This is a genomic window from Amycolatopsis sp. NPDC051371 (assembly GCF_040682155.1).
Taxonomy (GTDB): domain Bacteria; phylum Actinomycetota; class Actinomycetes; order Mycobacteriales; family Pseudonocardiaceae; genus Amycolatopsis.
On record NZ_JBFBAG010000046.1, the window covers coordinates 72,998 to 95,902 of the forward strand.

Sequence of the window (22,905 nt, forward strand, 5' to 3'; positions counted from 1 at the left end):
CGGCGGGCGGGGTGCGACGTGAACGAGGAGAAGCTGCTCGGGTACCTGCGCAAGGTCACCGCCGACCTGCACGAGACCCGGGAACGTCTGCGGGAGGCCGAATCCGCGACGTCCGAGCCGATCGCCATCGTGGCGATGGCCTGCCGGTTCCCCGGCGGCGTCGAGACGCCCGAGGACCTCTGGCGGGTGCTCGAAGCCGGCACCGACACGCTGACGGACTTCCCGGACGACCGCGGCTGGGACCTCGACGCCGTCTACCACCCGGACCCGGAGCACCCCGGTACGAGCTACGTCGACCAGGGCGGGTTCGTCCGTGACGCGGGTGCGTTCGACGCGGCCTTCTTCGGCATCTCACCGCGGGAAGCCCTGGCGATGGACCCGCAGCAGCGGCTGCTGCTCGAGACGTCGTGGGAAGCCGTCGAACGCGCCGGGATCGACCCGGCGTCCCTGCGGGGCGAGGCGGTCGGCGTGTTCGCCGGGACCAACGGACAGGACTACCCGGGCCTGCTCAGCCTCGCGCCCGGCGTCGGCGACGGCTACGAGAGCACGGGCAACGCGGCGAGTGTCCTTTCCGGACGGATCTCCTACGTGCTCGGCCTGGAGGGCCCGGCCGTCACCGTCGACACGGCGTGCTCGTCCTCGCTGGTCGCGCTGCACTGGGCGGCGCACGCGCTGCGCGAGGGGGAGTGCGGGCTGGCGCTCGCCGGCGGCGTCACGGTCATGACGACGCCCGGGGCGTTCATCGGCTTCAGCCGGCAGCAGGGCTTGGCCGCGGACGGCCGGTGCAAGGCGTTCGCCGACGGTGCGGACGGCACGGGCTGGGGCGAGGGCGCCGGCGTCGTGCTGCTGGAACGGCTGTCCGACGCCCGGCGCAACGGCCACCCCGTGCTCGCGCTCGTCGCGGGCTCGGCGATCAACTCCGACGGCGCGTCGAACGGGCTCACCGCCCCGAACGGCCCGTCGCAGCAACGCGTCATCCGCGCCGCGCTCGCCGACGCGGGCCTGTCACCGTCCGATGTGGACGCCGTCGAAGCGCACGGTACGGGGACGAGCCTGGGCGACCCGATCGAGGCGCAGGCCCTGCTGTCCACCTACGGCGAGCACCGGCCGGCCGGTCGCCCGCTCTGGCTCGGGTCGATCAAGTCGAACCTCGGGCACACCCAGGCTGCCGCCGGCGTGGCCGGGATCATCAAGATGACCCTCGCGTTGCGCAACGGCGTCCTGCCCAAGACCCTGCACGTCGACCAGCCGACGTCGCGAGTGGACTGGTCGGCCGGCGACGTCCGCGTGCTGACCGAACCGGTCCCGTGGCCGGAAGACGGACGGGTGCGCCACGCGGGCGTCTCGGCGTTCGGGGTGAGCGGCACCAACGCACACGTGCTCCTGGCCGCACCCCCGGCCGAAGAAGCCGCACCACAAGGCGAAACCACACCGTCGGTCGTGCCGTGGGTCCTTTCCGGACGGTCGGAGGCCGCACTCCGGGCCCAGGCCGCTCGGCTGGCCGCGGTCGACGGAGACCCCGCCGGGATCGGGCTCGCGCTCGCCACCACCCGGTCGGCCTTCGAACACCGGGCCGTGCTGGTCGGCGACGCGGCCGAACTGGCCGACGGCGTGCGCGCGCTCGCGAAGGGCGACGACGTGCCCGGGCTCGTCCGCGGCGCGGTCGCCGAGGGGCTGACCGCGTTCCTGTTCACCGGCCAGGGCGCGCAACGCGGCGGCATGGGACGCGAGCTGCACGAACGTTTCCCGGCCTACGCAAACGCTTTCGACGAGATCTGCGCGGAGTTCGACCGGCACCTCGACCGTCCACTGAAGACGGTGATCTGGTCCGGTGACACCCTCGACGAGACGGCCTACACCCAGCCCGCGCTGTTCGCGGTCGAGGTCGCGCTGTTCCGCCTGCTGGAGTCCTGGGGCGTGACGCCCGACCACCTCGCCGGGCACTCGATCGGCGAGCTGGCCGCCGCGCACGTCGCGGGCGTGTTCTCCCTCGCCGCCGCCGCCGAGCTGGTCGCGGCGCGCGGGCGGCTCATGCAGGCGCTGCCGAGCGGCGGGGCGATGGTCGCCGTCCAGGCCAGCGAAGACGAGGTGACGCCGCTGCTGACCGGCGCCGTCTCGCTCGCGGCCGTCAACGGCCCGGACTCCGTCGTGGTGTCCGGCGACGAAACGGCCGCGGGAGAGATCGAGCGGCACTTCACCGCCCTCGGCCGCCGGACCCGGCGGCTCACCGTCTCCCACGCCTTCCACTCCCCGCTGATGGACCCGATGCTGGCCGAGTTCACGCAGGTCGCGGCGCGGATCACCTACGCCCGGCCGCGGCTCCCGATCGTCTCGACCGTGACCGGGGCGCCGGTGACCGACGAGCTGGCCACGCCGGACTACTGGGTGCGCCAGGTCCGGGAGCCCGTCCGGTTCGCCACCGCCGTCGCGGCGCTCGCGGACCTCGGGACCACCCGGTTCCTCGAGCTGGGCCCGCACGGCGTCCTCGCCGCGATGACCGAGGAGTGCCTGCCCGGCGCGACCGTCGCCTCACTGCTGCGCAAGGACCGCGACGAGGTCCGGACCGCGCTGACCGCCGTCGCGACGGTGTACGTCCGCGGCGCGCGGGCGAACTGGGGCGAGCTGTTTCCCGGCGCGCGGGCGTGCGAACTCCCGACCTATGCGTTCCAGCGCGAGACCTACTGGCCGGAGCTGCCCCGCCCGGTCGGCGGCGCCACCCGCGACAGCCTGCTCAAGCTCGACTGGGTGCCCGTCCCGGCGGGGCAGCCCGTTCCCGCGGCGTGGGCCCTGCTCGGCTCGGGCAACCGCGAACTCGGCGCCGCCCTGTTCGCCGAGCTGGGTGCGCTGGCTTGCCACCCCGATCTCGACAGCGTCGCGGAAGCGGGCGCGCTGCCTGACGTCCTGGTCGCCCCGTTCCGCTGTGTCACGCCGGGGGAGGCGGCTCGTCGCGCGCTGCGGCTCGTGCAGTCGTGGCTGGCCGACGAGCGGTTCGACGGCCGCACCCTGGTCGTGCTGACGCGGAACGCCGCCGTCGCCGACGGAGTGGCGGACCTCGCGCAGGCCCCCGTGTGGGGGTTGGTGCGCTCGGCGGCGGCCGAGAACCCGGGCCGGTTCGTGCTCGCCGACGTCGACGACCTGGCGGCCGCGCGCCTGCTGCCCGCCGCGCTCGCCACCGGCGAACCCGAGTTCCTGCTGCGCGACGGCGAGATCCGGGCCGCGCGCCTGGCCAAGCTGACCTCGTCCGAAGCCGGACCGTCCGCGTCCTTCGGTCCGGATGGGACGGTGCTCGTGACCGGCGGCACCGGGGCGCTGGGCGCACTCGTCGCCCGCCACCTGGCCACCCGGTACGGGGTACGGCACCTGCTCCTGGCCAGCCGTCGGGGCCCGGACGCCGACGGCGCGACCGAGCTGATCGCGGATTTGACCGAACTCGGCGCCGAACCGGTCGTCGCGGCCTGCGACGCCGCCGACCGGACAGCCCTGGGCGCCCTGCTGGCGGACATCCCGGCGGACCGGCCGTTGACCGGCGTCGTCCACGTCGCCGGCGTCCTCGACGACGGAGTCGTCTCCGCGCTGACTCCCGAGCGCCTGGACGCTGTGCTGCGCCCCAAGATCGACGCCGTCACGAACCTGCATGAGCTGACCGCCGAGGCCGACCTGACCGCGTTCGTCGTGTTCTCCTCGATCTCCGGCACGCTCGGCCCGGCCGGGCAGGCGAACTACGCGGCGGCCAACGTCTGGCTCGACGCGCTGGCCCGGCACCGCCGCGACCACGGCCTGCCCGCGCTCTCGCTCGGCTGGGGGCTCTGGGAGCAGGCCGGCGGCATGACCGGCACCCTCGCGGACCGCGACCGGCGCCGACTGGGCGCCACCGGCATGATCCCGCTGTCCACCGGGGAAGGTCTCCGGCTGTTCGACGCGGCCTGCCGCGCCGGGGAGCCCGCGGTGCTGCCGATCCGGTTCGACTTCGCCGTGCTCGGCGCCGCTCCGGCCCTGCCGCCGGTGTTCGCCGGGCTCGTCCCGCCGCGACCGGTCGCCGAGCCGGCCGCGGACCGGCCGGCCGACGTGCTCGACGTCGTCCGCACCGCCGTGGCGCTGGTGCTCGGGTACACGAACGCGGCGGCCGTCGAGCCGGACCAGGCGTTCAAGGATCTCGGCTTCGACTCGCTGACCGCCGTCGAACTCCGGAACCGGCTGGCCGCGACCACCGGGCAGCGGCTGCCCGCCACGCTGATCTACGACTACGCCACTCCGAGGGCCTTGGCGGCGCACCTGACCGGCGACACCGGAACGGCGGCGCCGGTCTCCGTCACGACCCGGACCGACGACGAGCCGATCGCGATCGTGTCGATGGCTTGCCGGTTCCCCGGCGGCGTCCACACCCCGGACGAGCTGTGGACGCTGCTCGCCGAGGGCCGCGACGCGATCGGCGGCTTCCCGGCCGACCGCGGCTGGGACCTCGACGCCCTCTACGACCCGGATCCCGACAGCGAGGGCACGTCGTACGCCCGCGAAGGCGGTTTCCTCGACGACGCCGTCTTGTTCGACCCGGCCTTCTTCGGGATCTCGCCCCGGGAAGCCCTCGCCATGGACCCACAGCAGCGGCTGCTGCTCGAGACGTCCTGGGAAGCCCTCGAACGTGCGGGGATCGACCCGGAGTCGCTGCGGGGACAGCCGGTCGGCGTGTTCGCCGGGACCAACGGCCAGGACTACCCGGCCCTGCTCGCGCTGTCGCCGAAGAGCGCCGAAGGCTACCTCGGCACCGGCAACGCCGCGTCCGTGCTCTCGGGCCGGATCTCCTACGCACTCGGGCTCGAAGGTCCGGCGGTCACCGTGGACACGGCGTGCTCGTCATCGCTGGTCGCATTGCACTGGGCGATCCAGGCGCTGCGCACCGGGGAGTGCTCGCTCGTGCTCGCCGGTGGCGTCACCGTGCTGTCGACGCCGGGCTCGTTCGTCGAGTTCAGCCGGCAGCGGGGCCTGTCGCCGGACGGCCGGTGCCGCGCGTTCTCCGACGACGCGAACGGCACCGGCTGGGGCGAGGGCTCCGGAATGCTGGTGTTGGAAAGGCTTTCCGACGCGCGCCGCAACGGCCACCCGGTGCTCGCGGTCGTGCGCGGCAGCGCGGTGAACCAGGACGGCGCGTCGAACGGCCTCACCGCCCCGAACGGTCCTTCGCAGCAGCGCGTGATCCGGGCGGCGCTGGCGAACGCCGGTCTCGAACCGTCCGATGTGGACGCCGTCGAGGCACACGGGACCGGCACGTCGCTGGGTGACCCCATCGAGGCCCAAGCGCTGATCGCCACCTACGGCCGGGATCGTGACCGTCCGCTGTGGCTCGGTTCGATCAAGTCCAACGTGGGCCACACGCAGGCGGCGGCCGGTGTCGCCGGGGTCATCAAGATGGTGCTGGCCCTGCGCCACGGCCTGCTACCGCAGACCCTGCACGCCGACGTGCCCTCGTCGCATGTGGACTGGTCCGGCGGTTCCGTGCGACTGCTGGCGGAGTCCGTGCCGTGGCCGGACGACGACCGTGTGCGCCGCGCCGGTGTCTCTTCGTTCGGGGTGAGCGGCACCAACGCCCACGTCATCCTGGAGCAGGCACCGGAGCGCCCCAACGTGGCATTGGGTGCGTCAGACGCACCGAACGCCACATTGGGTGCGCCTGACGCACCGAACGCCACATTGGGGCGCTGGGTGCCCTGGACTGTGTCGGGTCGCACCCCGGAAGCCTTGCGCGCGCAGGCTGAGCGGCTGCTGAGCCACGTCGCGGCGCACGCGGCCGAGCCCGCCGAGATCGGCGCCGCGCTGGCGGGTCGTACGGCCTTCGCGCACCGCGCGGTTGTCGTGGGCACCGACCGTGAGGAGCTGGTGCGGGGGCTGGCCGCCGTGGCCGCCGGCCGTCCCGCGCCCGGCGTCACCACCGGCGTGCGTGCCGAGGGTGCCACCGCGTTCCTCTTCACCGGCCAGGGTGCGCAGCGGCTCGGCATGGGTGCCGGGCTGCGCCGCGAGTTCCCGGTGTTCGCCGAAGCCTTCGCCGAGGTGTGCGCCGAGTTGGACACCCACCTCGATCGGCCGCTCGCGGAGATCATCGACTCCGAGCTGCTCGACCAGACCGGCTACACCCAGCCCGCGCTGTTCGCGGTCGAAGTGGCCCTCTTCCGGCTCCTGGAATCCTGGGGCGTCCGCCCGGACCGGCTTGCCGGGCATTCGATCGGCGAGCTGGCCGCCGCGCACGTCGCGGGCGTGTGGTCGCTGCCCGACGCCTGCGCGGTCGTCGCCGCACGAGGCCGCCTGATGCAGGCTCTCCCGACCGGCGGCGCGATGCTCGCGATCGAGGCGACCGAAGCCGAGATCGTCCCGACGCTGCCCGCGGGGGTCGGACTCGCCGCGGTCAACGGACCGGCGTCCGTGGTGATCTCCGGCCCCGAGGACGGCGTCCTGGCGGTCGAACGGCACTGGGCCGGGCGCAAGACCCGGCGGCTGCGCGTCTCGCACGCCTTCCACTCGCCGGCCATGGACGCGATGCTCGCCGAGTTCGGTCGGGTTCTCGCCGGGGTCACCTTCGCCGCGCCGGCGATCCCGATCGTCTCGACGCTGACCGGCGAGCCCGCTACCGAGCTGACCTCGCCGGAGTACTGGCTGCGCCAGGCCCGGGGGACCGTCCGGTTCGCCGACGCCGTCACCACCCTCGCCGGGCTGGGCGTGACCCGGTTCGCGGAGCTGGGCCCGGACGGCGTCCTCACCGCGATGACGGCGTCCACACTGGACGACCAGGCGCTGGTCACCGCACTGCTGCGCAAGGACCGCGACGAGCCTCAGGATCTGCTGGCGGCGCTGGCGAAATTACACGTCAGCGGATCCACCGTGGACTGGGCGACTGTCCTCGGAGGACCCGGCGATCCGTCCGAGCTGCCGACGTATGCCTTCCAGCACGAGCGGTTCTGGCCCGAGTTCTCCCTCGCGCCGGCCGGCGACGTCACGATGGCGGGCCTCGATCGCCCCGACCACCCGCTGCTGGGCGCGTCGGTCACGAACGCCGAGGACGGCGCCGTGGTGTGCACGGGCCGGATCTCGCCGCGCACCCACCCCTGGCTCGCCGACCACGTCGTCGCGGGCAGCACGCTCTTCCCCGGCACCGGGTTCGTCGAACTGGTCCTGCGCGCGGCCGAGCAGGTCGGCGCGGGAGGCATCGACGAACTGGTCATCGAAACGCCGTTGCCGCTGCCCGCCCGCGACGGCGTCCAGCTGCAGGTCGTCCTCGGTGTGCCGGACGAGACAGGCATACGCCCGGTCACCGTCCACTCGCGACTCGACGACGAGTCCTGGACCCGGCACGCCAGCGGCCGGCTGACCGCCGAACCCGGTCCGGTCCCCGAAGACCTGACGGAGTGGCCGCCGGCCGGGGCCGAGCCCCTGGACCTCGACGGCCTCTACACCGAGGGCCCGGACGGCGGGTTCGGCTACGGCCCGGCCTTCCAGGGGCTGCGCGCGGCCTGGCGGCTCGGCGACGAGGTGCACGCCGAGGTGGCGCTGCGGCCCGAGGAGCGCGCGGACGCGGCCCGGTCCGGCCTGCACCCGGCCCTGCTGGACGCGTCGCTGCACGTGCTCGGCACGGTCGCCGAGTGGGCGGGCCGCAACTACCTCCCGTTCTCCTGGAGCGGGGTGACGCTGCACGCGAGCGGTGCCACCGCGGTCCGGGTCACGGTGACCCCGAACGGCCACGACACGGTGAAGCTGAGCCTGGCCGACCCCACCGGCCGTCCGGTGGCGTCTGTCGACGCGCTGGTGCTGCGCCCGCTGGTCGCCGGTGCGGTGCGCCCGGTCCGGAAGGCGCACGAATCGTTGTTCCGGCTCGACTGGCGGCCGGTCCCGCCGGCCCCGGTCGACGCCGTCACCCGGCGATGGGCCGTCGTCGGCGAGGACGAACTGAAGGTCGGGCCGGTGCTCGACGCGTCCGGCGTCACGTGCGAGTCCTATGTGGACCTGACGGCGCTCGGTGCCGCGACCGGCCTCGGCATGGCCGTGCCGGAAGCGGTGCTGGCCGTCCGCACCCCGGCCGCGGGCGCACTGCCGGACGTCGCCCGGGCGACCGCGCACGACGTGCTCTCCCTGCTGCAGGAGTGGCTGGCCGACGAACGGTTCGCCGCGTCCCGCCTGGTGGTGGTGACCCGGGGCGCGGTGGCCGCCACGGCCGGCGACGACGTCCCCGACCTGGCGTGCGCGCCGGTGTGGGGCCTGGTCCGCTCGGCGCAGTCCGAGCACCCCGGCCGGGTCCGGCTCATCGACCTCGACGACCACGACGAGTCCGTCGCGGCTTTGCCGTCGGCCGTTCTCGCCGACGAGCCGCAGCTCGCCGTCCGCGAAGGTGCGCTGCTCGCCGCCCGGCTGACCCGGGCGACCACCGAAGCCGCCACCGCCAAGCGCCCGTTCGGGCCGGACGGCACGGTGCTGCTCACCGGCGCCACCGGCAGCCTGGGCCGCGTGCTGGCCCGCCACCTGGTCACCTCGCACGACGTCCGGCGGCTCGTGCTGACCAGCCGTAACGCGTCCGGCGCCACCGAACTGCGGGCCGAGCTGACCGCTCTCGGCGCCGACGTCCGCCTCGCCGCCTGCGACACCGCGGACCGGGCCGCGCTCGCCGAGCTGCTCGCGGATGTTCCCGACCTGGCCGGGGTCGTGCACGCGGCCGGCGTGCTCGACGACGGTGTCCTGTCCTCGCTCACCCCCGAGCGGATGGACGCCGTGCTGCGGCCCAAGGTCGACGCCGCCTGGCACCTGCACGAGCTGACCGCGGACCGGAACCTCTCGGCGTTCGTGCTCTTCTCCTCGGTGTCGGCCACCTTCGGCGGACCCGGGCAGGGCAACTACGCCGCGGCTAACGCCTTCCTCGACGCGCTCGCCGCCCACCGGGCCGCCCGCGGCCTGCCCGCCCAAGCGCTGGCCTGGGGCCTGTGGGAGACCGGGATGAGTTCCGCGCTCGACTCCGCCGACCGGAAACGGATGTCGCGCGGCGGCGTCCACGCGCTGCCGGTCGAGCAGGGGCTGGCGTTGTTCGACACCGCCACCGCGCTCGCCGAACCCGCGCTGGTCCCGGCGAAGCTGGACCTGACGGGGCTGGGCGACCAGGTCGCCTCCGTCCTCAAAGGACTGGTGCGCCCGGCCAGGCGGGCCGCGTCGGCTGCCGCTCCGGTGTCCGGCGAGGCCGCCCTGCGCACCGCCCTGGCGGGGAAACCGGAGCCGGACCAGCAAGCGATGCTGCTGGACCTGGTCCGGGTCACCGCGGCCACGGTGCTGGGGCACGCCGGTCCCGAGGCTGTGCGCCCGGACGTCGGGTTCCTCATCGCCGGCTTCGACTCGCTGACCGCGGTCGAGCTGCGCAACGCCCTCGGCGCGTCCACCGGCCTGCGGCTGCCGCCGACGCTGGTCTTCGACTTCCCAGCGCCGGCGGACCTCGCCGCACACCTGCGGGCGGAGCTGAACGTCAGCGCGACCGCGGCGCCGAAGAAGTCCACTGTGGACTCCGGGGAGACGCTGAGCGCCTTGTTCCGCACGGCCTGCGAGCTCGGCAAGATGAAGGAGGGCTTCGAGCTGCTGCAGAACGCGGCGCTGCTGCGGCCCACCTTCGACGCGGCCGCCGACCTGGCCGAGCAGCCGGGCTCGGTGCAGCTCGCGGCCGGGGAGCGCACGCCGAAACTCATCTGCTTCAGCTCGTACGTGGCGCTGGCCGGGGTGCACCAGTACGCCCGGTTCGCCTCGCCGTTCCGCGGTGACCTCGACGTGCACGCGCTGCCGGCGCCGGGGTTCGTCAAGGGCGAGGCACTTCCGAACAGCGTCCGCGCGGTCGCCGAGGTGCAGGCGGACTCGGTGCTGCGCGTCGCAGACGGCGCGCCGTTCGTCCTGCTCGGATCCTCTTCGGGCGGGATGCTCGCGCACGCCGCCGCCGAGCTCCTCGAAGAGCGGGGCACCCCGCCACTGGCCGTCGTGCTGCTCGACAGCTACCTGCCGCGCGAGGACTCGCCCCTCGATCGGTTCCGCGACGAGCTGTTCGGCGGCATGTTCGACCGCGAGGAGGTGTTCGCGCCGATGGACGTCGCCCGGCTGTCGGCGATGAGCTGGTACTTCCGGCTCATGGCCGGCTGGTCGCCCGCGAAGCTCTCGGTGCCGCTCCTGCTGGTCCGCTCGTCCGAGCCGCCGGTCGCCGACGAGCGGCTGGCCCCCGAGGAGTGGCAGACGCACTGGGCCACCGCGGACTTCGTCGTCGACGTGCCGGGCAACCACTTCACCATGGTCGAAGACCACGCCGCCACCACCGCCGAGACCGTGCGCGGCTGGCTCGGCACCACCCTGAAGACGGAGTTCACGCATGACTGAGAACCCGGAGCTCTGGCTCCGCCGCTACCACGACGCGGACGAGGGCGCCGTCCAGCTGTTCTGCCTGCCGCACGCGGGCGGCTCGGCCAGCTTCTACTTCCCGATGTCCGCCGGGCTCGGCCGCTCGGTCGAGGTCCTGTCCGTGCAGTACCCGGGCCGCCAGGACCGCCGGCTGGAGCCCGGGATCGACACCCTGCCCGAGCTCGCGGACCGGGTCGCCGAGGTGCTGGCGGACCGGACGCGGCGGCCGTTCGCGCTGTTCGGCCACAGCATGGGCGCGACGCTGGGGTTCGAGGTCGCCGCCCGGCTGGAGCAGGCGGGGGTGTCGCCGCTGCACCTGTTCGCCTCCGGCCGGCGGGCGCCCGCGTGCCGCCGCGACGAGTCCGTGCACCTGCTCGACGACGACGGCGTGATCGCCGAAGTGCGCAAGCTCGGCGGCACCAACGCGGCCGTGCTGGGTGACGAAGAGATCCTGCGGATGGCTCTGCCCGCCATCCGAAACGACTACAAGGCCGCGGAGACCTACGTCAAGCAGCCGGGACCGAAGCTCGCCACGCCGATCACCGTGCTGACCGGCGACGCCGACCCGAAGACCACGCTGGACGAGGCACGGGCCTGGCAGGAGCACACCGACGGCGAGTTCGAGCTGAAGGTGTTCGCCGGCGGGCACTTCTTCCTCGCCGACCACCAGCCCGAAGTGCTGCGGCTGATCTCCGCGCGGCTCGCGGGCACGTTCTCCGGCCACCACTGAAAGGCATCCTGCCGTGCGCGTGTTGTTCGTGACGCTGGACGAGAAGTCCCACCTGTACTGCATGGTCCCGGCCGCCTGGGCGCTCGTCGCGGCCGGGCACGAGGTGCGGGTGGCGGCGTCGCCGGGGTTCGCCGACGTCATCACCGGCACCGGGCTGACCGCGGTCCCGGTCGGCGTGGACAACACGATGCACGAGGGCATGAAGCAGAACCGCGACGCCCAGGAAGCCGACATCGCGAACTGGAACGACACGGACCCGGCGTCGCACACCTGGGAGGCCCTCCACCAGCGCTACACGTTCACCGTGTGGGCCGGGTTCGCCATCTACAACGACGAGATGGTCGGGGACCTGGTCGCCCACGCTTTGTCGTGGAAACCCGACTTGGTCGTCTGGGACGCGCTGACCTACGCCGGGGCGATCGCGGCGAAGGCGTGCGGCGCCGCGCACGTCCGGCAGCTGTGCTGGGCCGACGTCTGGTGCGCCATGCGCGCGACCTTCCTGAAGGTGATGGCCGCACAGCCGGCCGAGGAGCAGGAAGACCCGCTTTACGACTGGCTGGAGCTGACCGGCCAGCCGTACGGGGTGGACTTCGACGAGGAGCTGGTCACCGGCCAGGCGACGATCGACCCGCTGCCGGAGTCGCTCGGCGCGCGCTCCGGCGTCCGGCGGCTGCCGGTGCGGCACGTGCCCTACAACGGCCGGGCGGTCGTCTGGGACTGGCTGCGCGATCCGCCGTCGCGGCCGCGGGTATGCCTGACGCTGGGTTCGTCCAACACGGACGCGTTCGGCGGCGACTACGTTTCGATCCCCGAGATCCTGGCCGCTTTGTCTACTTTGGACATCGAAGTGATCGCCGCGCTGGTGCCCGAGCAGCGGAAGCTGCTGGACGAGGTCCCCGGCAACGTCCGCGTCGTCGAGTCGGTCGCGTTGCACACAGTGCTGCCGAGCTGCGCGGCGATCGTGCACCACGGCGGCTTCGGCAGCTACGGCGCGGCGCTGGTGGCCGGGGTCCCGCAGCTGACGGTGACCACGCCGATCGCCGACCACCTCCTGCGTCCCCAGCGCCTGGTCGACGAGGGCGCGGGACTGTTGTTCACCCACAACGGTTTCACCGCCGATGACCTGCGGTCCGCGGTGGCCCGGCTGGTCGGGGAACCGGAGTTCACGGCCAACGCGCGTCGCCTGCGCGACCTCGCGCTGGCCCAGCCGACCCCGGCCGAGCTGGTCGCGGATCTGGAGAAGCTGGTCGCCGAACGGTCGTGAGTGAGAAACAGGGTTAGAACACTGTTTCTCACTCACGACCTCTTCTAACCCAGGCGGCGGCGAATCTCGGGCGCGTGCTCGATCGCGAAGGCCACGATCGCCGAAACCTCGCGGACCTGCGCACTCGTGACCGAAGGTCCGGTCGGCAGCGTCAGCACGCGCGCGGAGAACGCGTCGGTGGCGGGCAGCGACACCGGACGCTCGGTCCGGTAAGGCTCGCACTCGTGCACACACGGGGAGAAGTAGCGCTGCGCCAGCACGTTGTCCGCGCGCAGCAGGTCGAGGATGGTGTCACGGGACAGGCCGCACACCTCCTCGTCGACCTTGACGACGTTGTACTGGTAGCTGTTGCGGTTCTCTTCGTCGTAGCGGTGCATCTCCAGGCCGGGCAGCCCGTCCAGCTCCGCGGTGTACTGCTCGTAGTGGGCGCGGTTGGCGGCGATGGTCGCGGGCAGTGCGTCGAGCGAGGTCAGCCCCATGGCCGCCGACGCCTCGCTCATCTTGGCGTTGGTGCCGGCGAACTCGGTGACGTGCTCCTCGCCCCAGCCGAAGTTGTGGGTGTAGCGCGCGAGCTGGGCGAAGTCGTCGTCGTTGGTGACGATCCCGCCACCCTCGAAGGTGGTGACGACCTTCGCCGCGTGGAAGCTGAACATCTCGGCCTTGCCGAACCCGCCGAGGGGCTGGGAGCCGAAGCTGCAGCCGATGCCGTGCGCGGCGTCGAAGAAGAGGGTCAGATTGTGCAGCTCGGCGATCTTCTCCAGCTCCTGGACGGCGGCGGGCTGGCCCCACAGGTGCACGCCGACCAGCCCGGTCGTGCGCTCGGTGATCAGGCGCTCGACCTGCTCGGGGTCGATGCAGCCGGTGGCCGGGTCGAGATCGCAGAAGACCGGCGTCAGGCCGAGGTAGCGCATCGCGTGCGCGGTCGCGACGTAGGTCATGGACGGCATGATGACTTCGCCGGTCAGCCCGGCCGCCCGGGCCATCACCTCGAGCGCGATCGTCCCGTTGCAGGTGGCGACGCAGTGCTTCGCCCCGGCGTGGTCGGCGATCCGCGCTTCGAACTCCTTGACCAGCGGGCCGCCGCTCGTGAGGCGCCCGCTGTCGAGGGCCACTTCGAGCCGCTCGTAGAACTTCGCCCGGTCCCCGGTGCTCGGCTTCCCCACCACCAAGGTCTTTTCGAAGGCCATCGGGCCGCCGAACAGTGCCAGGTCGTCAACGCTCGTCTTCATGAAAGGTCCTTCCCCAGGGTCGCGGTCTGCCCTTTCCCGCGATGACGTGCATTTCGTTGCTTTGCAACAGCTGTTGAGACCCCCCTCGTACGGTCGTCTGCAGGATAGGTACGCCGCGGGGGAGTGACGGATCTTGCCGGGAAACTCTGTGGAACCCCCTAGTCGTCCCGGCGTAGAAACGTTCAAAGCCGTTTTGGGGGGAAATAGCCAGAACTTGCGTGGTAGCCGGTGCGTCCCGGCGTCCCGGTGCCCGACGATGCAGCGGTGAGCAGGCACATCGCCGTCTTCAGTTTCCCCGCGTACGCCCACGTCGCGCCGATCCTCCCGATCGTCGCCGAGCTGGTGCGCCGCGGTCACCGGGTCACCTTCGCCGTGGTGGACGAGTTCGCCGGGACGGTGGCGGCGACCGGCGCCGAAGTACTGCCCTACACCTCGACGTTCCCGTGGGCGACCGGGCTGGGCGACACCGCCTCCGAGGGGTACGCGCTGCGGGCCATGCTGGCGTTCATGGGCGAGGGCCTCGCGCCGCTTCCCGCGGCGATGCAACGGTTCGCCGACGACCCGCCGGACCTGGTCGTCCACGACTTGGCGGCGTCCGAGACGGCGCGGCTGATCGCGTGCAAGTGGTCGGTGCCCACGGTGCAGTCGTGCCCGGAGTTCGCCTCCAACGAGCACTTCCGCCTGAACGAGGCGCAGGCCGAGTCGGACTCCGCCGGGCCACCGGACCTCACCGACCCCGCGTTGACGACGTTCGTGGAGGAAACCCGGCGGTTGCTGGCCGAGCACGGCCTGTCCGATGTGGACACCAGTGGCGGCGACCCCGGTTACCATCTCGTCTACCTGCCGAAGGCGTTCCAGATTCGCGGCGAGACCTTCGACGACCGCTTCGCCTTCATCGGACCGTGTTTCGACCGGACGGTGCCACCGGGGGAGTGGACCCCGCCCGCGGACGGCCTGCCGCTCGTGCTGATTTCGCTGGGCACCTCGCGCAGCCGGGAGCAGGTCGGCTTCTTCCGCAAGTGCGTGCGCGCGTTCACCGGGCAGCCGTACCACGTCGTGCTGACGCTCGGCCGGTGGGTCGACCCTGCTGAGCTGGGCCCGTTGCCGGCCAACATCGAGGCACACTCGTTCGTCGCGCACGCGGCATTGCTGCCGCACACCCGGGTTTTCGTCACCCACGGAGGGCTCGGCAGCACCATGGAGGCGCTGCACTACGGCGTCCCGATGGTGATGACGCCGTCCCAGAGCGACCAGGTGGTGACCGCGGCGCGGGTCGCCGACCTCGGGCTGGGCCGGGTGGTGTCGCGCACCGACGTCACCGAGGCGGAACTGTTCGAAGCGGTCACCGCGACCGCGTCCGATCCCGTGGTCGCCCGGCGCGTCCGGTGGATGAGCGAGCAGGTCGCGCTGGCCGGCGGGGAAACCCGGGCGGCCGACGCCGTCGAGTCGTGGCTGCGAGCGAAAGTGGAGGCGAAGTGAAGCTGGCGGAGGTCTACCTCAGCGGGATCGGCACGTACGTGCCGCCGACCACCGGCGTCGAGGCGGCGATCGAGCAGGGGTGGATGACCGCCGAGGACGCCGAGACGTCCGGGCTGACCGGCGCGGCCTGCGCTGGCGAGACCCCGGCCCCGGACATGGCGCTGTGGGCGGGGCAGGAAGCCGTGGCCCGGGCGGGCGTCGACCCGGAGGCGCTGGACGTTTTGCTGTACGCGGACAATTACCACTCCGGCCCCGACGGCTGGTTCCCGCAGTTCTGGCTGCAGCGGCACCTGGTCGGCGGTGATCTGCTGGCGGCGCAGCTGCGCCAGGGTTGCAACGGCATGTTCGGGGCGCTGGAGCTGGCGTCGGCGTACCTGATCGCCCGCGGCGGCGGGACCGCGATGACGGTCGCGTCGGACAACTCGACGTCCCCGCTGGTGAACCGCTGGCGTTGCCTGCGCCCGGACTTCGTCATCGGCGACGGCGCGACGGCGGTGGTCCTGAACACGACATCCGGCTTCGCGCGGTTGAAGTCGGCTAACTCGATCACGGTGCCGGAGCTGGAGGGCATGCACCGCGGCGACGAACCGATGTTCCCCCCGGGCGCGACGATCGGCCGGTTCATGGACTTCGCCGAGCGCATCGACTTCTTCGGGTTCGAAAACCGCGACACGATGCTCCACAGTGGCCTGAACCTGCTGAAGACGCGCTCGGAGCTGATCGACCGGGTGCTGGCCGAGGCGGGCATCGGCATCGACGGGGTCAGCCGCATCGCGTACAACCACGGCTCGCGCAAGTACGTCGAGGACGGGTTGCTGGCGATGCTGGGCATCCCGCTGGAGAAGTCCAACTGGGACTTCGGGCGCGGGCTGGGGCACCTCGGGGCGAGTGACCAGGTGGCGTCGCTGGCGAACATGCTCGGGACGGGGCAGCTGGCGCCGGGGGATCACGTGCTGATGGTCGGGATCGCGCCGGGGGTCAGTGTGGCTGGTGCGGTCGTCGAGATTCTGGATGTGCCGGAGTGGGCTGGGCCGGTCGTGCCCAGGGGCTGAGGCAGGCGGGTCTCAGGTCGCCTTCACCGGACGCGGTTCGGTGGCGGCGGCCTTTCGCGTGCGCGGGTGCGGCGTCGGGGTGCGATGGGCGAGGCTTGCATGGTCGGTGCGGCGGTGCGGCGGTGCGGCGGTGCGGCGGTGCGGCGGTGCGGCGGTGCGGCGGTGCGGCGGTGCGGCGGTGCGGCGGTGCGGCGGTGCGGCGGTGCGGCGGGTTAGGCGGGCAGGCTTGCTGCGGCCCGAAACCCTCCCGAGCGTGCGAAGCCGGCTTCACCGGCGCCGCGGACTCCACCGGGGCGAGTTTCCCGCCGGCGGAGCAAGCCGCGACCGGCCGCCACGTCCTGAATGAGTCATTCAGGACCTCCCAGGCCCTGAATGACTCATTCAAGACACCGCGGCAGCCGCCGGAGGAGCGCGGCAGTCGGTGAGAGCGGCGGTCCGGACGTCATGAAAGGGTCGTTCACCTCGCCGGACGAGGTGAACGACCCTTTCATGACCTTCGCCCGCACGACCGCCACTGACCCGCCCGGGCTACCCCGCACCCACCCGTACGGACCACGCCGGACCCAGCCCTGAACCGCCCACGCCGGCTACTCCGGGTATGACCACAGCTGCCGCACAGTAGCCAGACGCCGCGGCGGGTGGAAACTGACCAACAGTCCGTGAACATCTCGTACGAAACCTCCGGAAACGCGAATCGGGTGGTCCGAGGTCTCCCTCGGCCCACCCGATTCACTTCGTCGGCTGTGCGTGCCGGATCAGCCGCCGCTGCCGCCGCCGTACGCGCCGCCCAGAAGGCGGCTGCGGCGCTTGCGGTTCTTTTCGTCGTCGGCTTTGGCGTTGTCCGCCTTGGAGTCGGAAGGCTTCTTCTTGGAATCGTCTTCCTTTTTTCCGAAAATACCCACTGCGCCTCATCCCTTCTTTGCGTCGGCCGCTGAGAAAATCCACCCCAGCGTTAGAAGGATAGCGCAGGGTACTGCCGGGCGCACCCTTCGCGACCCGCATTCGAGGGGATTTCCACCCCGCGGGAAAGGGCCGGCCGGGCACGCCGGGGCGGTGTCGATACCGGTGCAAACCGGACATCGATCCCGCCCGGGCGTGCCCGGCCGGCCCTGGGGAAAGCGTTCAGCGGATGTACTGCGGGGTGACCTTCGGCGGCCACTGGCCGATGCACAGGATGCCCTGCGAGTACGCCTTCGAGACCAGCGCCGAACGGTTCGGCGACTTGAACTGCCGCAGCATCGCGCCGACGTGGTACTCGATGCCCTGCCTGCTCAGGTACAGCTTCGAGGCCAGCTGCACGGTCGAAATCCCGGCTGCGACGCCCTCGAGGACCTTCGCGTCCAGCTCGCTGAGGAGCTTGGTCTTCTCGATCGCCGGCCGCGGGGTCTCCGCGGCGCGGTCCGGCTTGATCAGCACGACGATCGTGGTGACCTGGCCGGACTTGCTGCGCACCGCGATGCCGGTCAGCCCGCCGGAGAGCACCGGCTGCGCGGGCCGCACGCCCACGAGACGCGCGCTGAAGCGGTCCCGGCGGCCTTCGTTCAGCCGCGCCAGCTGCTGGAGGGTGAACTGTTCGGCACTCGGGTGCACGAAGTCCACAAAGCTCTGTCCAAAAACGTCGGACGCGGTTCGGCCCAGCTGACGGAGAAAATCGCCATTGGCCTCGATCACCCGGAGGTCGGGTCCCAGATTCGCGATGCAGACATCGGACAGGTCGAAGGCGGGGACGTTCTGGTTCTGTCTTTCGGCGACGGCCGGGAGGCCGTGCGGGACCGCCGCCGGCCGCTCGACCAAGGAATCGACACGCGTGTTCATCGAGTTCGAACCCCCAGATTCGTTCTACGTTTCGAGGCATTGTCCACGGACAAAAGGCGTCAACGACCCCCGAGCTCCCCTCAAGAGGGTCAACGGCACCTGTCCGGATGGGTTATTCACACCACCCCAGCGGAAACCTCGAGCCCTTCCCCAGAAGGATCCTCGAGTCCACCCGAACAGGTCCGCTTCGGTCCGTTTCGTTGGAAACAAACCAAACGACGTCTCGTACGCTAGCCAACGGGGTATGGCCCGTCAATGCCGGTCGGAGGGTTGAGGGCTAACACTGGGGTCCGCCCGGCCGGAGGTACGGCACCCCGCGGCGCACCTTCGGTAGTGCGGTACCGGCCCGCCACGGCGCGTTCACCCTCCGCTCGGGAGCAGTTTCGCGCGACGCCGGCCGGCGGTCAGCGGGCGGTCGTCGTGACCGGCAGCTGCTGGACGCCGAACACGCCGCCGGCGTGGAACGGGACCTCCGCACCCGGGGCGACCCGCAGGTGCTCGAAGCGCTCGAACAGCAGCTCCAGCGCGATCCGCCCCTCGAGCCGCGCCAGCGGCGCACCCAGGCAGAAGTGGATGCCGTGCCCGAACGCGGCGTGCGCGTTCGGCTTGCGGGTCAGGTCGAACCGCCAGGGGTCGGTGAACTCGCGCTCGTCGTAGTTCGCCGACACCACCCAGGCCCAGACGATCGAGTCGGCGGGGATCACCGTGCCGGCCACCTCGGCGTCGGCCGTGGTCACCCGGACCACCCGGGGGAACGGCGGCCGCAGCCGCAGCACCTCCTCGAGCAGCGGCTCCACCAGCGACGGGTCGGCCCGGACCTGCTCGTAGACACCGGGGGCGTCCTCCAGGCAGAGCAGCACGTTGCCGAGCAGCATGGTGGTGGTGACGTGCCCGGCGAGCAGCAGCAACGCGGTGAAGTTGCCGACCTCCTCGTCGGTCAGCCGCTCGCCGTCGATCGACGACTCCACCAGCCGCGTCAGCAGGTCGTCCCGCGGCTGGGCACGCCGGTCGGCGATCTGGGCGTTGAGGTACGCCTCCATCTCCTCGATCGCGATGGCCAGCTTCTCGCCGGTGCTGGGGTCGTCGACCTGCAGGGCCATCAGCGCCTCGGCCCAGCCCCGGAACAGCGCGCGATCGCCGGCGGGCACGCCCAGCAGCTCGGCGATGACGATCACCGGCAGCGGGTAGGCCAGCACGTCGACCAGGTCGAACGCCGTCGCGCCCGGCTCGACCGCGGCCAGCAGCTCCCGGGTGAGCTCGGTGATCCGCGGCGCGAGGTCGGCGACCACCTTCGGCGTGAACGCCTGACTGACCAGGCGGCGCAGCTTGCGGTGCTCGGGCGGGTCGATGACCAGCAGGGTGCCCGGGGGCGCCTGGTCACCGGGCGAGGTCAGGCGCGTCGTGTCCGAAGAGAACAGCTGCGCGTCGGTGCTGACGCGGCGGACGTCGGCGGACCGGAAGACGTGCCAGGCGCCGGCCTCGTCCTGCCAGACGGGCGTGTCGGCCCGCATCTTTTCCAGCCAGGTGAGCAGGGAAGCGCCGCCGTCCGGGGCGATTTCCGGGGCAGCGGTCGGCTCGGTGGTGTCCACGTGGAAATCACTCCCAGGTCAGTCGGGCCTCGACGCGGTCGGCGGCCGCCGCGGCGCCCCCGGCGTCGATGATGTGCTCGCGCATCCGGGCCACCCGCTCATGCGCGCCGGCATCCTCGGCGAGTCCGGTGACGGCCTTCCACAGCGACGCCGCGTCGACGTCGTCCGGGTTCAGCCGGACCCCGAGACCGAGCTCGGCGAGCCGGTCGGCGACGATCTCCTGCTCCAGCGTGCGGGGCACGACCACCGGCGGGACGCCCAGGGCGAGCGACTCCATGGTGCTGCCCATGCCGGCGTGCGAGACGAACCCGCTCGCCCGGCTCAGGACGGCCGGCTGCGGCACCCACGGGTGCAGCTCGAAGTTCGGCGGCACCGGGCCCAGCTCCGCCGGCGAGACCAAGCGCCCGATCGTCATGACGACGTGCCACGGCGACCCGGCGAACGCTTCGAGGCACGAGGCGAAGAACTCGCGCTGGTGGTGGTAACCGAAGCTGCCCATGGCGATCAGCAGCACCGGCCGGTCGTCCGGCGGGGTCCAGCCGCCCGCGCGGTCGCCGAGGCACGGCCCGACGAAGGCGAACCCGTCGTCGAACGTGTCGCCGCCGGGCTGGAACTCCCGGGGCAGGAACACGAGTTTGGTGTCCTCGCGGGCTTCCGCGAACTCGGCCGCGGACGTGCCGGGCAGGTGCTCGGCGAGCACGTCCCCGACGACCGACGCGGCCTTGGCCAGCGCGGGGTGCGCCGGATCGGGCGCGGGGACCTTGCCCGCCATCGAGGCGTACGGCGAAAACTTCTCGTTCGCGACGAACGTCGAGCAGAGCAGGAGAGCCGGGATCTCCCACTTGCGCGCCAGCAGACGTCCGGTGGGGTAACCGAAAGCGTCGTACAGGAACACGTCCGGCCGGTCGGTCTCGAAGGCGCCGAGCGCGGTCCGCAGCGGCGCGAAGCCTTCCAGCGCCTGGGCGAGACCCGCCTCCGCGACGACGTCACCGGTGATCTTTTCCGGGATCGCCACGGTGTCCCACGACTTCGGCACGTGGGACTCGTACGGCAGCACGGTGGCACCCGTGGCGCGCACGGCATCGGCGTACTGCTCGGCCACGACGTAGCTCACCCGGTGGCCGCGCCGCACGAGCTCGGCCGCGACGGGCAGCGTCGGGTTGAGGTGCCCGTGGGCGGGATAGGTGAGGAAGGCGACGTGGCTTCCCGGCGGGGGAGTCATGTCTCGAAAGCTAGTCGGGCCCGGCGGCCAGTCAACCATGTCTAGGCGAACCCCTCGGGTCGCGCGGTGAGCAGGGAAAAGGGGATTCGCCGTGTGCTACCCGTAGACATGTCCGATTCGGCGAACTGGAGGAACCGGTCGTGATCCTGATCGTGCACCCGATCTCCGGCAGGTTCGCGCCGTGACCGGCACGCTGCCCGTGGTGCCGGCGCCGGTCGCCGCCACCGCCGACGTCATGGTCGAAGTCGAAGGGGTCACGAAGAACTTCGGCAACGTCCGCGCGCTCGACGACGTCAGCCTGCAGGTGCCGCGCGGCACCGTGTGCGGGCTGCTGGGCCACAACGGCGCGGGCAAGACCACGTTGGTCAACGTGCTGACCACCTTGGTGACACCGACTTCCGGCCGCGCCAGTGTCGCCGCGCTGGACGTGCAGCGCGACGCCGTGGCCCTGCGCAGCCGCATCGGCCTCACGGGCCAGTTCGCGTCGGTGGACGAGCAGCTTTCCGGCTTCCGCAACCTGATCCTGATCGCCCGCCTGCTCGGCGCGTCCACCAAGGCGGCCAAGGAACGCGCGGACGAGCTGCTGACCGCGTTCGGCCTGCGCGACGCGGCCGGTCGCCCGGCGAAGACGTATTCCGGGGGCATGCGGCGGCGGCTCGACCTGGCCGCCAGTCTCGTCGGCCACCCCGACGTGATCTTCCTCGACGAGCCGACGACGGGCCTCGACCCGGCCGCCCGGATCGCCATGTGGGAGATCGTGGAACAGCTCGTGCGCGACGGCTCGACCGTGCTGCTCACCACCCAGATGCTCGACGAAGCCGACCGGCTCGCCGACAAGATCGTCGTGCTGGCCCAGGGAAAGGTGATCGCCGCGGGCACCTCCGCCTCGCTCAAGGCGCAGGTCGGCAAGCGCACGGTCACCCTCACGCTGGCCGACGCGGCCGACGCCGAACGCGCCGCGGACGCGGTGCGCCTCGCCGGGATGGACCCGCGGGTGTCCGGAGTGGACGAACTGGCCGGGCTCGCGCTGACGGTGCCGGTGGAGAAGTCCACCGACCTCGTGCGTGTCGTCCGGGCGCTCGACGACGTCGCGGTCGAGCCGGTCGAGCTGGCGCTGGTCGACCCCCGGCTCGACGACGTGTACCTCGCGCTCTCCGGCGGGCCACGGGATTCCCACACCGACACCGAGAGGCACTGACCCATGAGCGCACCGACGACACTGTCCCCTTCGGACCGGTCCACTGTGTCCGGTCCGGCCGCGGGCGGTCCCTGGCGGGGCACGAGCGTGCCGATGCAGATCATCATCCTGACCGGCCGCTCGCTGCGGGCGGTCGTGGCGTCCCGCGCGCTGGTGCTGCTGGGCCTGCTGCAGCCGCTCATCATGCTGATCCTGTTCAGCCAGGTGTTCGCGAGCCTGGCCGGCACCAGCTCGTTCCCGGCCGGGGTGTCCTACATCGACTACCTGATGCCCGCCGTGCTGGTGATGGGGTCGCTGTCGGTGGCGCTGCAGTCGGGCGTCGGCCTGCTCGACGACATGCGCAACGGCGTCGTGGCCCGGTTCCGCACACTGCCGATCGCGTCGGCGTCGGTGCTGGTGGCCCGCAGCCTCGCCGACGTCGTGCGGCACGCGCTGCAGCTGGCGATCATGCTGGTGCTGGCGGCGACGCTGTTCGGGTTCTCGCCCGGCGGCGGCTTCACCGGCGTGCTGCTGGCGTGGCTGATGTGCATCGCGGTGGGCTGGTCGCTCAGCTGGATGTTCATGGCGATCGGCGTCTGGATCAGCAACGTCGAGGTGATGCAGGGGGTGACGTCGATGGTGATGTTCCCGCTGATGTTCGCGTCCTCGGCGTACGTGCCGCTGTCTTCGCTGCCGGCTTGGCTGCGCGCGGTGGCGACGGTGAACCCGCTGACCTACTCGGTGGACGCGTCGCGCAACCTGGCGCTGGGCAACCCGGTGGGGATCGGCGGCCTGGCGGCGCTGGGCGCGGCCGGCCTGATCGGCCTCACCGGCGCGATCGTCGCCACGCGGGGCTTCCGCCGCTCCGCCTGACCCCCTAAGCAGTCTGCCGCGGCGGGGTCGAACGCTTGCGCATCGCTATCCCTCGGATGCCGCAGCGATCCACCCCACCT

Annotated in this window: 12 protein-coding genes; 7 read left to right on the plus strand and 5 right to left on the minus strand. The window is 72.2% G+C overall.

Annotated features, from left to right (window positions below):
* Positions 1-18: 18 nt before the first annotated feature.
* Genes AB0M59_RS41110 through AB0M59_RS41120 form a run of 3 tightly spaced genes read left to right on the plus strand, consistent with a single transcriptional unit; the run spans position 19 to position 12,389 of the window.
* Positions 19-10,374 carry a type I polyketide synthase gene (locus AB0M59_RS41110; RefSeq protein ID WP_364626723.1) on the plus strand — a complete coding sequence of 3,452 codons (10,356 nt, stop codon included), beginning with the start codon at positions 19-21 and terminating at the stop codon, positions 10,372-10,374.
* Positions 10,367-11,125: an alpha/beta fold hydrolase gene (locus AB0M59_RS41115; RefSeq protein ID WP_364626725.1), complete on the plus strand. Its 759-nt coding sequence runs from the start codon at positions 10,367-10,369 to the stop codon at positions 11,123-11,125. Before AB0M59_RS41110 ends, AB0M59_RS41115 begins: the two co-directional genes overlap by 8 nt.
* Positions 11,126-11,138: 13 nt before the next feature.
* The gene (locus AB0M59_RS41120; protein ID WP_364626727.1) at positions 11,139-12,389 is read left to right on the plus strand and encodes an activator-dependent family glycosyltransferase; all 1,251 of its coding nucleotides are present in this window, start codon (positions 11,139-11,141) and stop codon (positions 12,387-12,389) included.
* Positions 12,390-12,433: 44 nt separating this feature from the next.
* On the opposite strand, the gene AB0M59_RS41125 is transcribed toward AB0M59_RS41120, so the two are convergent.
* The gene (locus AB0M59_RS41125; RefSeq protein WP_364626729.1) at positions 12,434-13,618 is read right to left on the minus strand and encodes an aminotransferase class I/II-fold pyridoxal phosphate-dependent enzyme; all 1,185 of its coding nucleotides are present in this window, start codon (positions 13,616-13,618) and stop codon (positions 12,434-12,436) included.
* A 264-nt stretch (positions 13,619-13,882) separates the two neighbouring features.
* On the opposite strand from AB0M59_RS41125, the gene AB0M59_RS41130 reads away from it, so the two are divergent.
* Together AB0M59_RS41130 and AB0M59_RS41135 are read left to right on the plus strand one after the other, a co-directional pair.
* Entirely contained in the window at positions 13,883-15,097 is a 1,215-nt protein-coding gene (locus tag AB0M59_RS41130) for a macrolide family glycosyltransferase (protein WP_364626731.1), read from the plus strand.
* Positions 15,094-16,149, plus strand: coding sequence for a ketoacyl-ACP synthase III family protein (locus AB0M59_RS41135; RefSeq protein ID WP_364626733.1), 1,056 nt, complete (start codon positions 15,094-15,096; stop codon positions 16,147-16,149). Before AB0M59_RS41130 ends, AB0M59_RS41135 begins: the two co-directional genes overlap by 4 nt.
* Positions 16,150-16,904: 755 nt before the next feature.
* Here the strand turns inward: AB0M59_RS41135 and AB0M59_RS41140 are convergent.
* The 4 genes from AB0M59_RS41140 to AB0M59_RS41155 all read right to left on the minus strand — a co-directional run bounded on the left by AB0M59_RS41140 (position 16,905) and on the right by AB0M59_RS41155 (position 20,775).
* Positions 16,905-17,051 (minus strand): hypothetical protein, encoded by a 147-nt coding sequence (locus AB0M59_RS41140; RefSeq protein WP_284748679.1) that lies wholly within the window; start codon positions 17,049-17,051, stop codon positions 16,905-16,907.
* Between the two features lie 220 nt (positions 17,052-17,271).
* The gene (locus tag AB0M59_RS41145) at positions 17,272-17,964 is read right to left on the minus strand and encodes a LuxR C-terminal-related transcriptional regulator (RefSeq protein WP_364626735.1); all 693 of its coding nucleotides are present in this window, start codon (positions 17,962-17,964) and stop codon (positions 17,272-17,274) included.
* Between the two features lie 404 nt (positions 17,965-18,368).
* Entirely contained in the window at positions 18,369-19,553 is a 1,185-nt protein-coding gene (locus AB0M59_RS41150) for a cytochrome P450 (RefSeq protein WP_364626737.1), read from the minus strand.
* Positions 19,554-19,560: 7 nt separating this feature from the next.
* Positions 19,561-20,775: a macrolide family glycosyltransferase gene (locus tag AB0M59_RS41155; protein ID WP_364626739.1), complete on the minus strand. Its 1,215-nt coding sequence runs from the start codon at positions 20,773-20,775 to the stop codon at positions 19,561-19,563.
* 181 nt (positions 20,776-20,956) lie between these two features.
* Between AB0M59_RS41155 and AB0M59_RS41160 the strand changes: the two genes are divergently transcribed.
* Positions 20,957-21,973, plus strand: coding sequence for an ATP-binding cassette domain-containing protein (locus AB0M59_RS41160; RefSeq protein ID WP_364626741.1), 1,017 nt, complete (start codon positions 20,957-20,959; stop codon positions 21,971-21,973).
* 3 nt (positions 21,974-21,976) lie between these two features.
* Positions 21,977-22,825 (plus strand): ABC transporter permease, encoded by an 849-nt coding sequence (locus tag AB0M59_RS41165; protein WP_364626743.1) that lies wholly within the window; start codon positions 21,977-21,979, stop codon positions 22,823-22,825.
* The last annotated feature ends 80 nt before the right edge of the window (positions 22,826-22,905 follow it).

Bases quoted from the DNA above. Each gene is read 5' to 3' on its own strand.
- AB0M59_RS41115 (WP_364626725.1), top strand. From the start codon at position 10,367: ATGACTGAGAACCCGGAGCTCTGGCTCCGCCGCTACCACGACGCGGAC.
- AB0M59_RS41165 (WP_364626743.1), top strand. From the start codon at position 21,977: ATGAGCGCACCGACGACACTGTCCCCTTCGGACCGGTCCACTGTGTCC.
- AB0M59_RS41155 (WP_364626739.1), bottom strand. From the start codon at position 20,775: ATGACTCCCCCGCCGGGAAGCCACGTCGCCTTCCTCACCTATCCCGCC.
- AB0M59_RS41145 (WP_364626735.1), bottom strand. From the start codon at position 17,964: ATGAACACGCGTGTCGATTCCTTGGTCGAGCGGCCGGCGGCGGTCCCG.
- AB0M59_RS41125 (WP_364626729.1), bottom strand. From the start codon at position 13,618: ATGAAGACGAGCGTTGACGACCTGGCACTGTTCGGCGGCCCGATGGCC.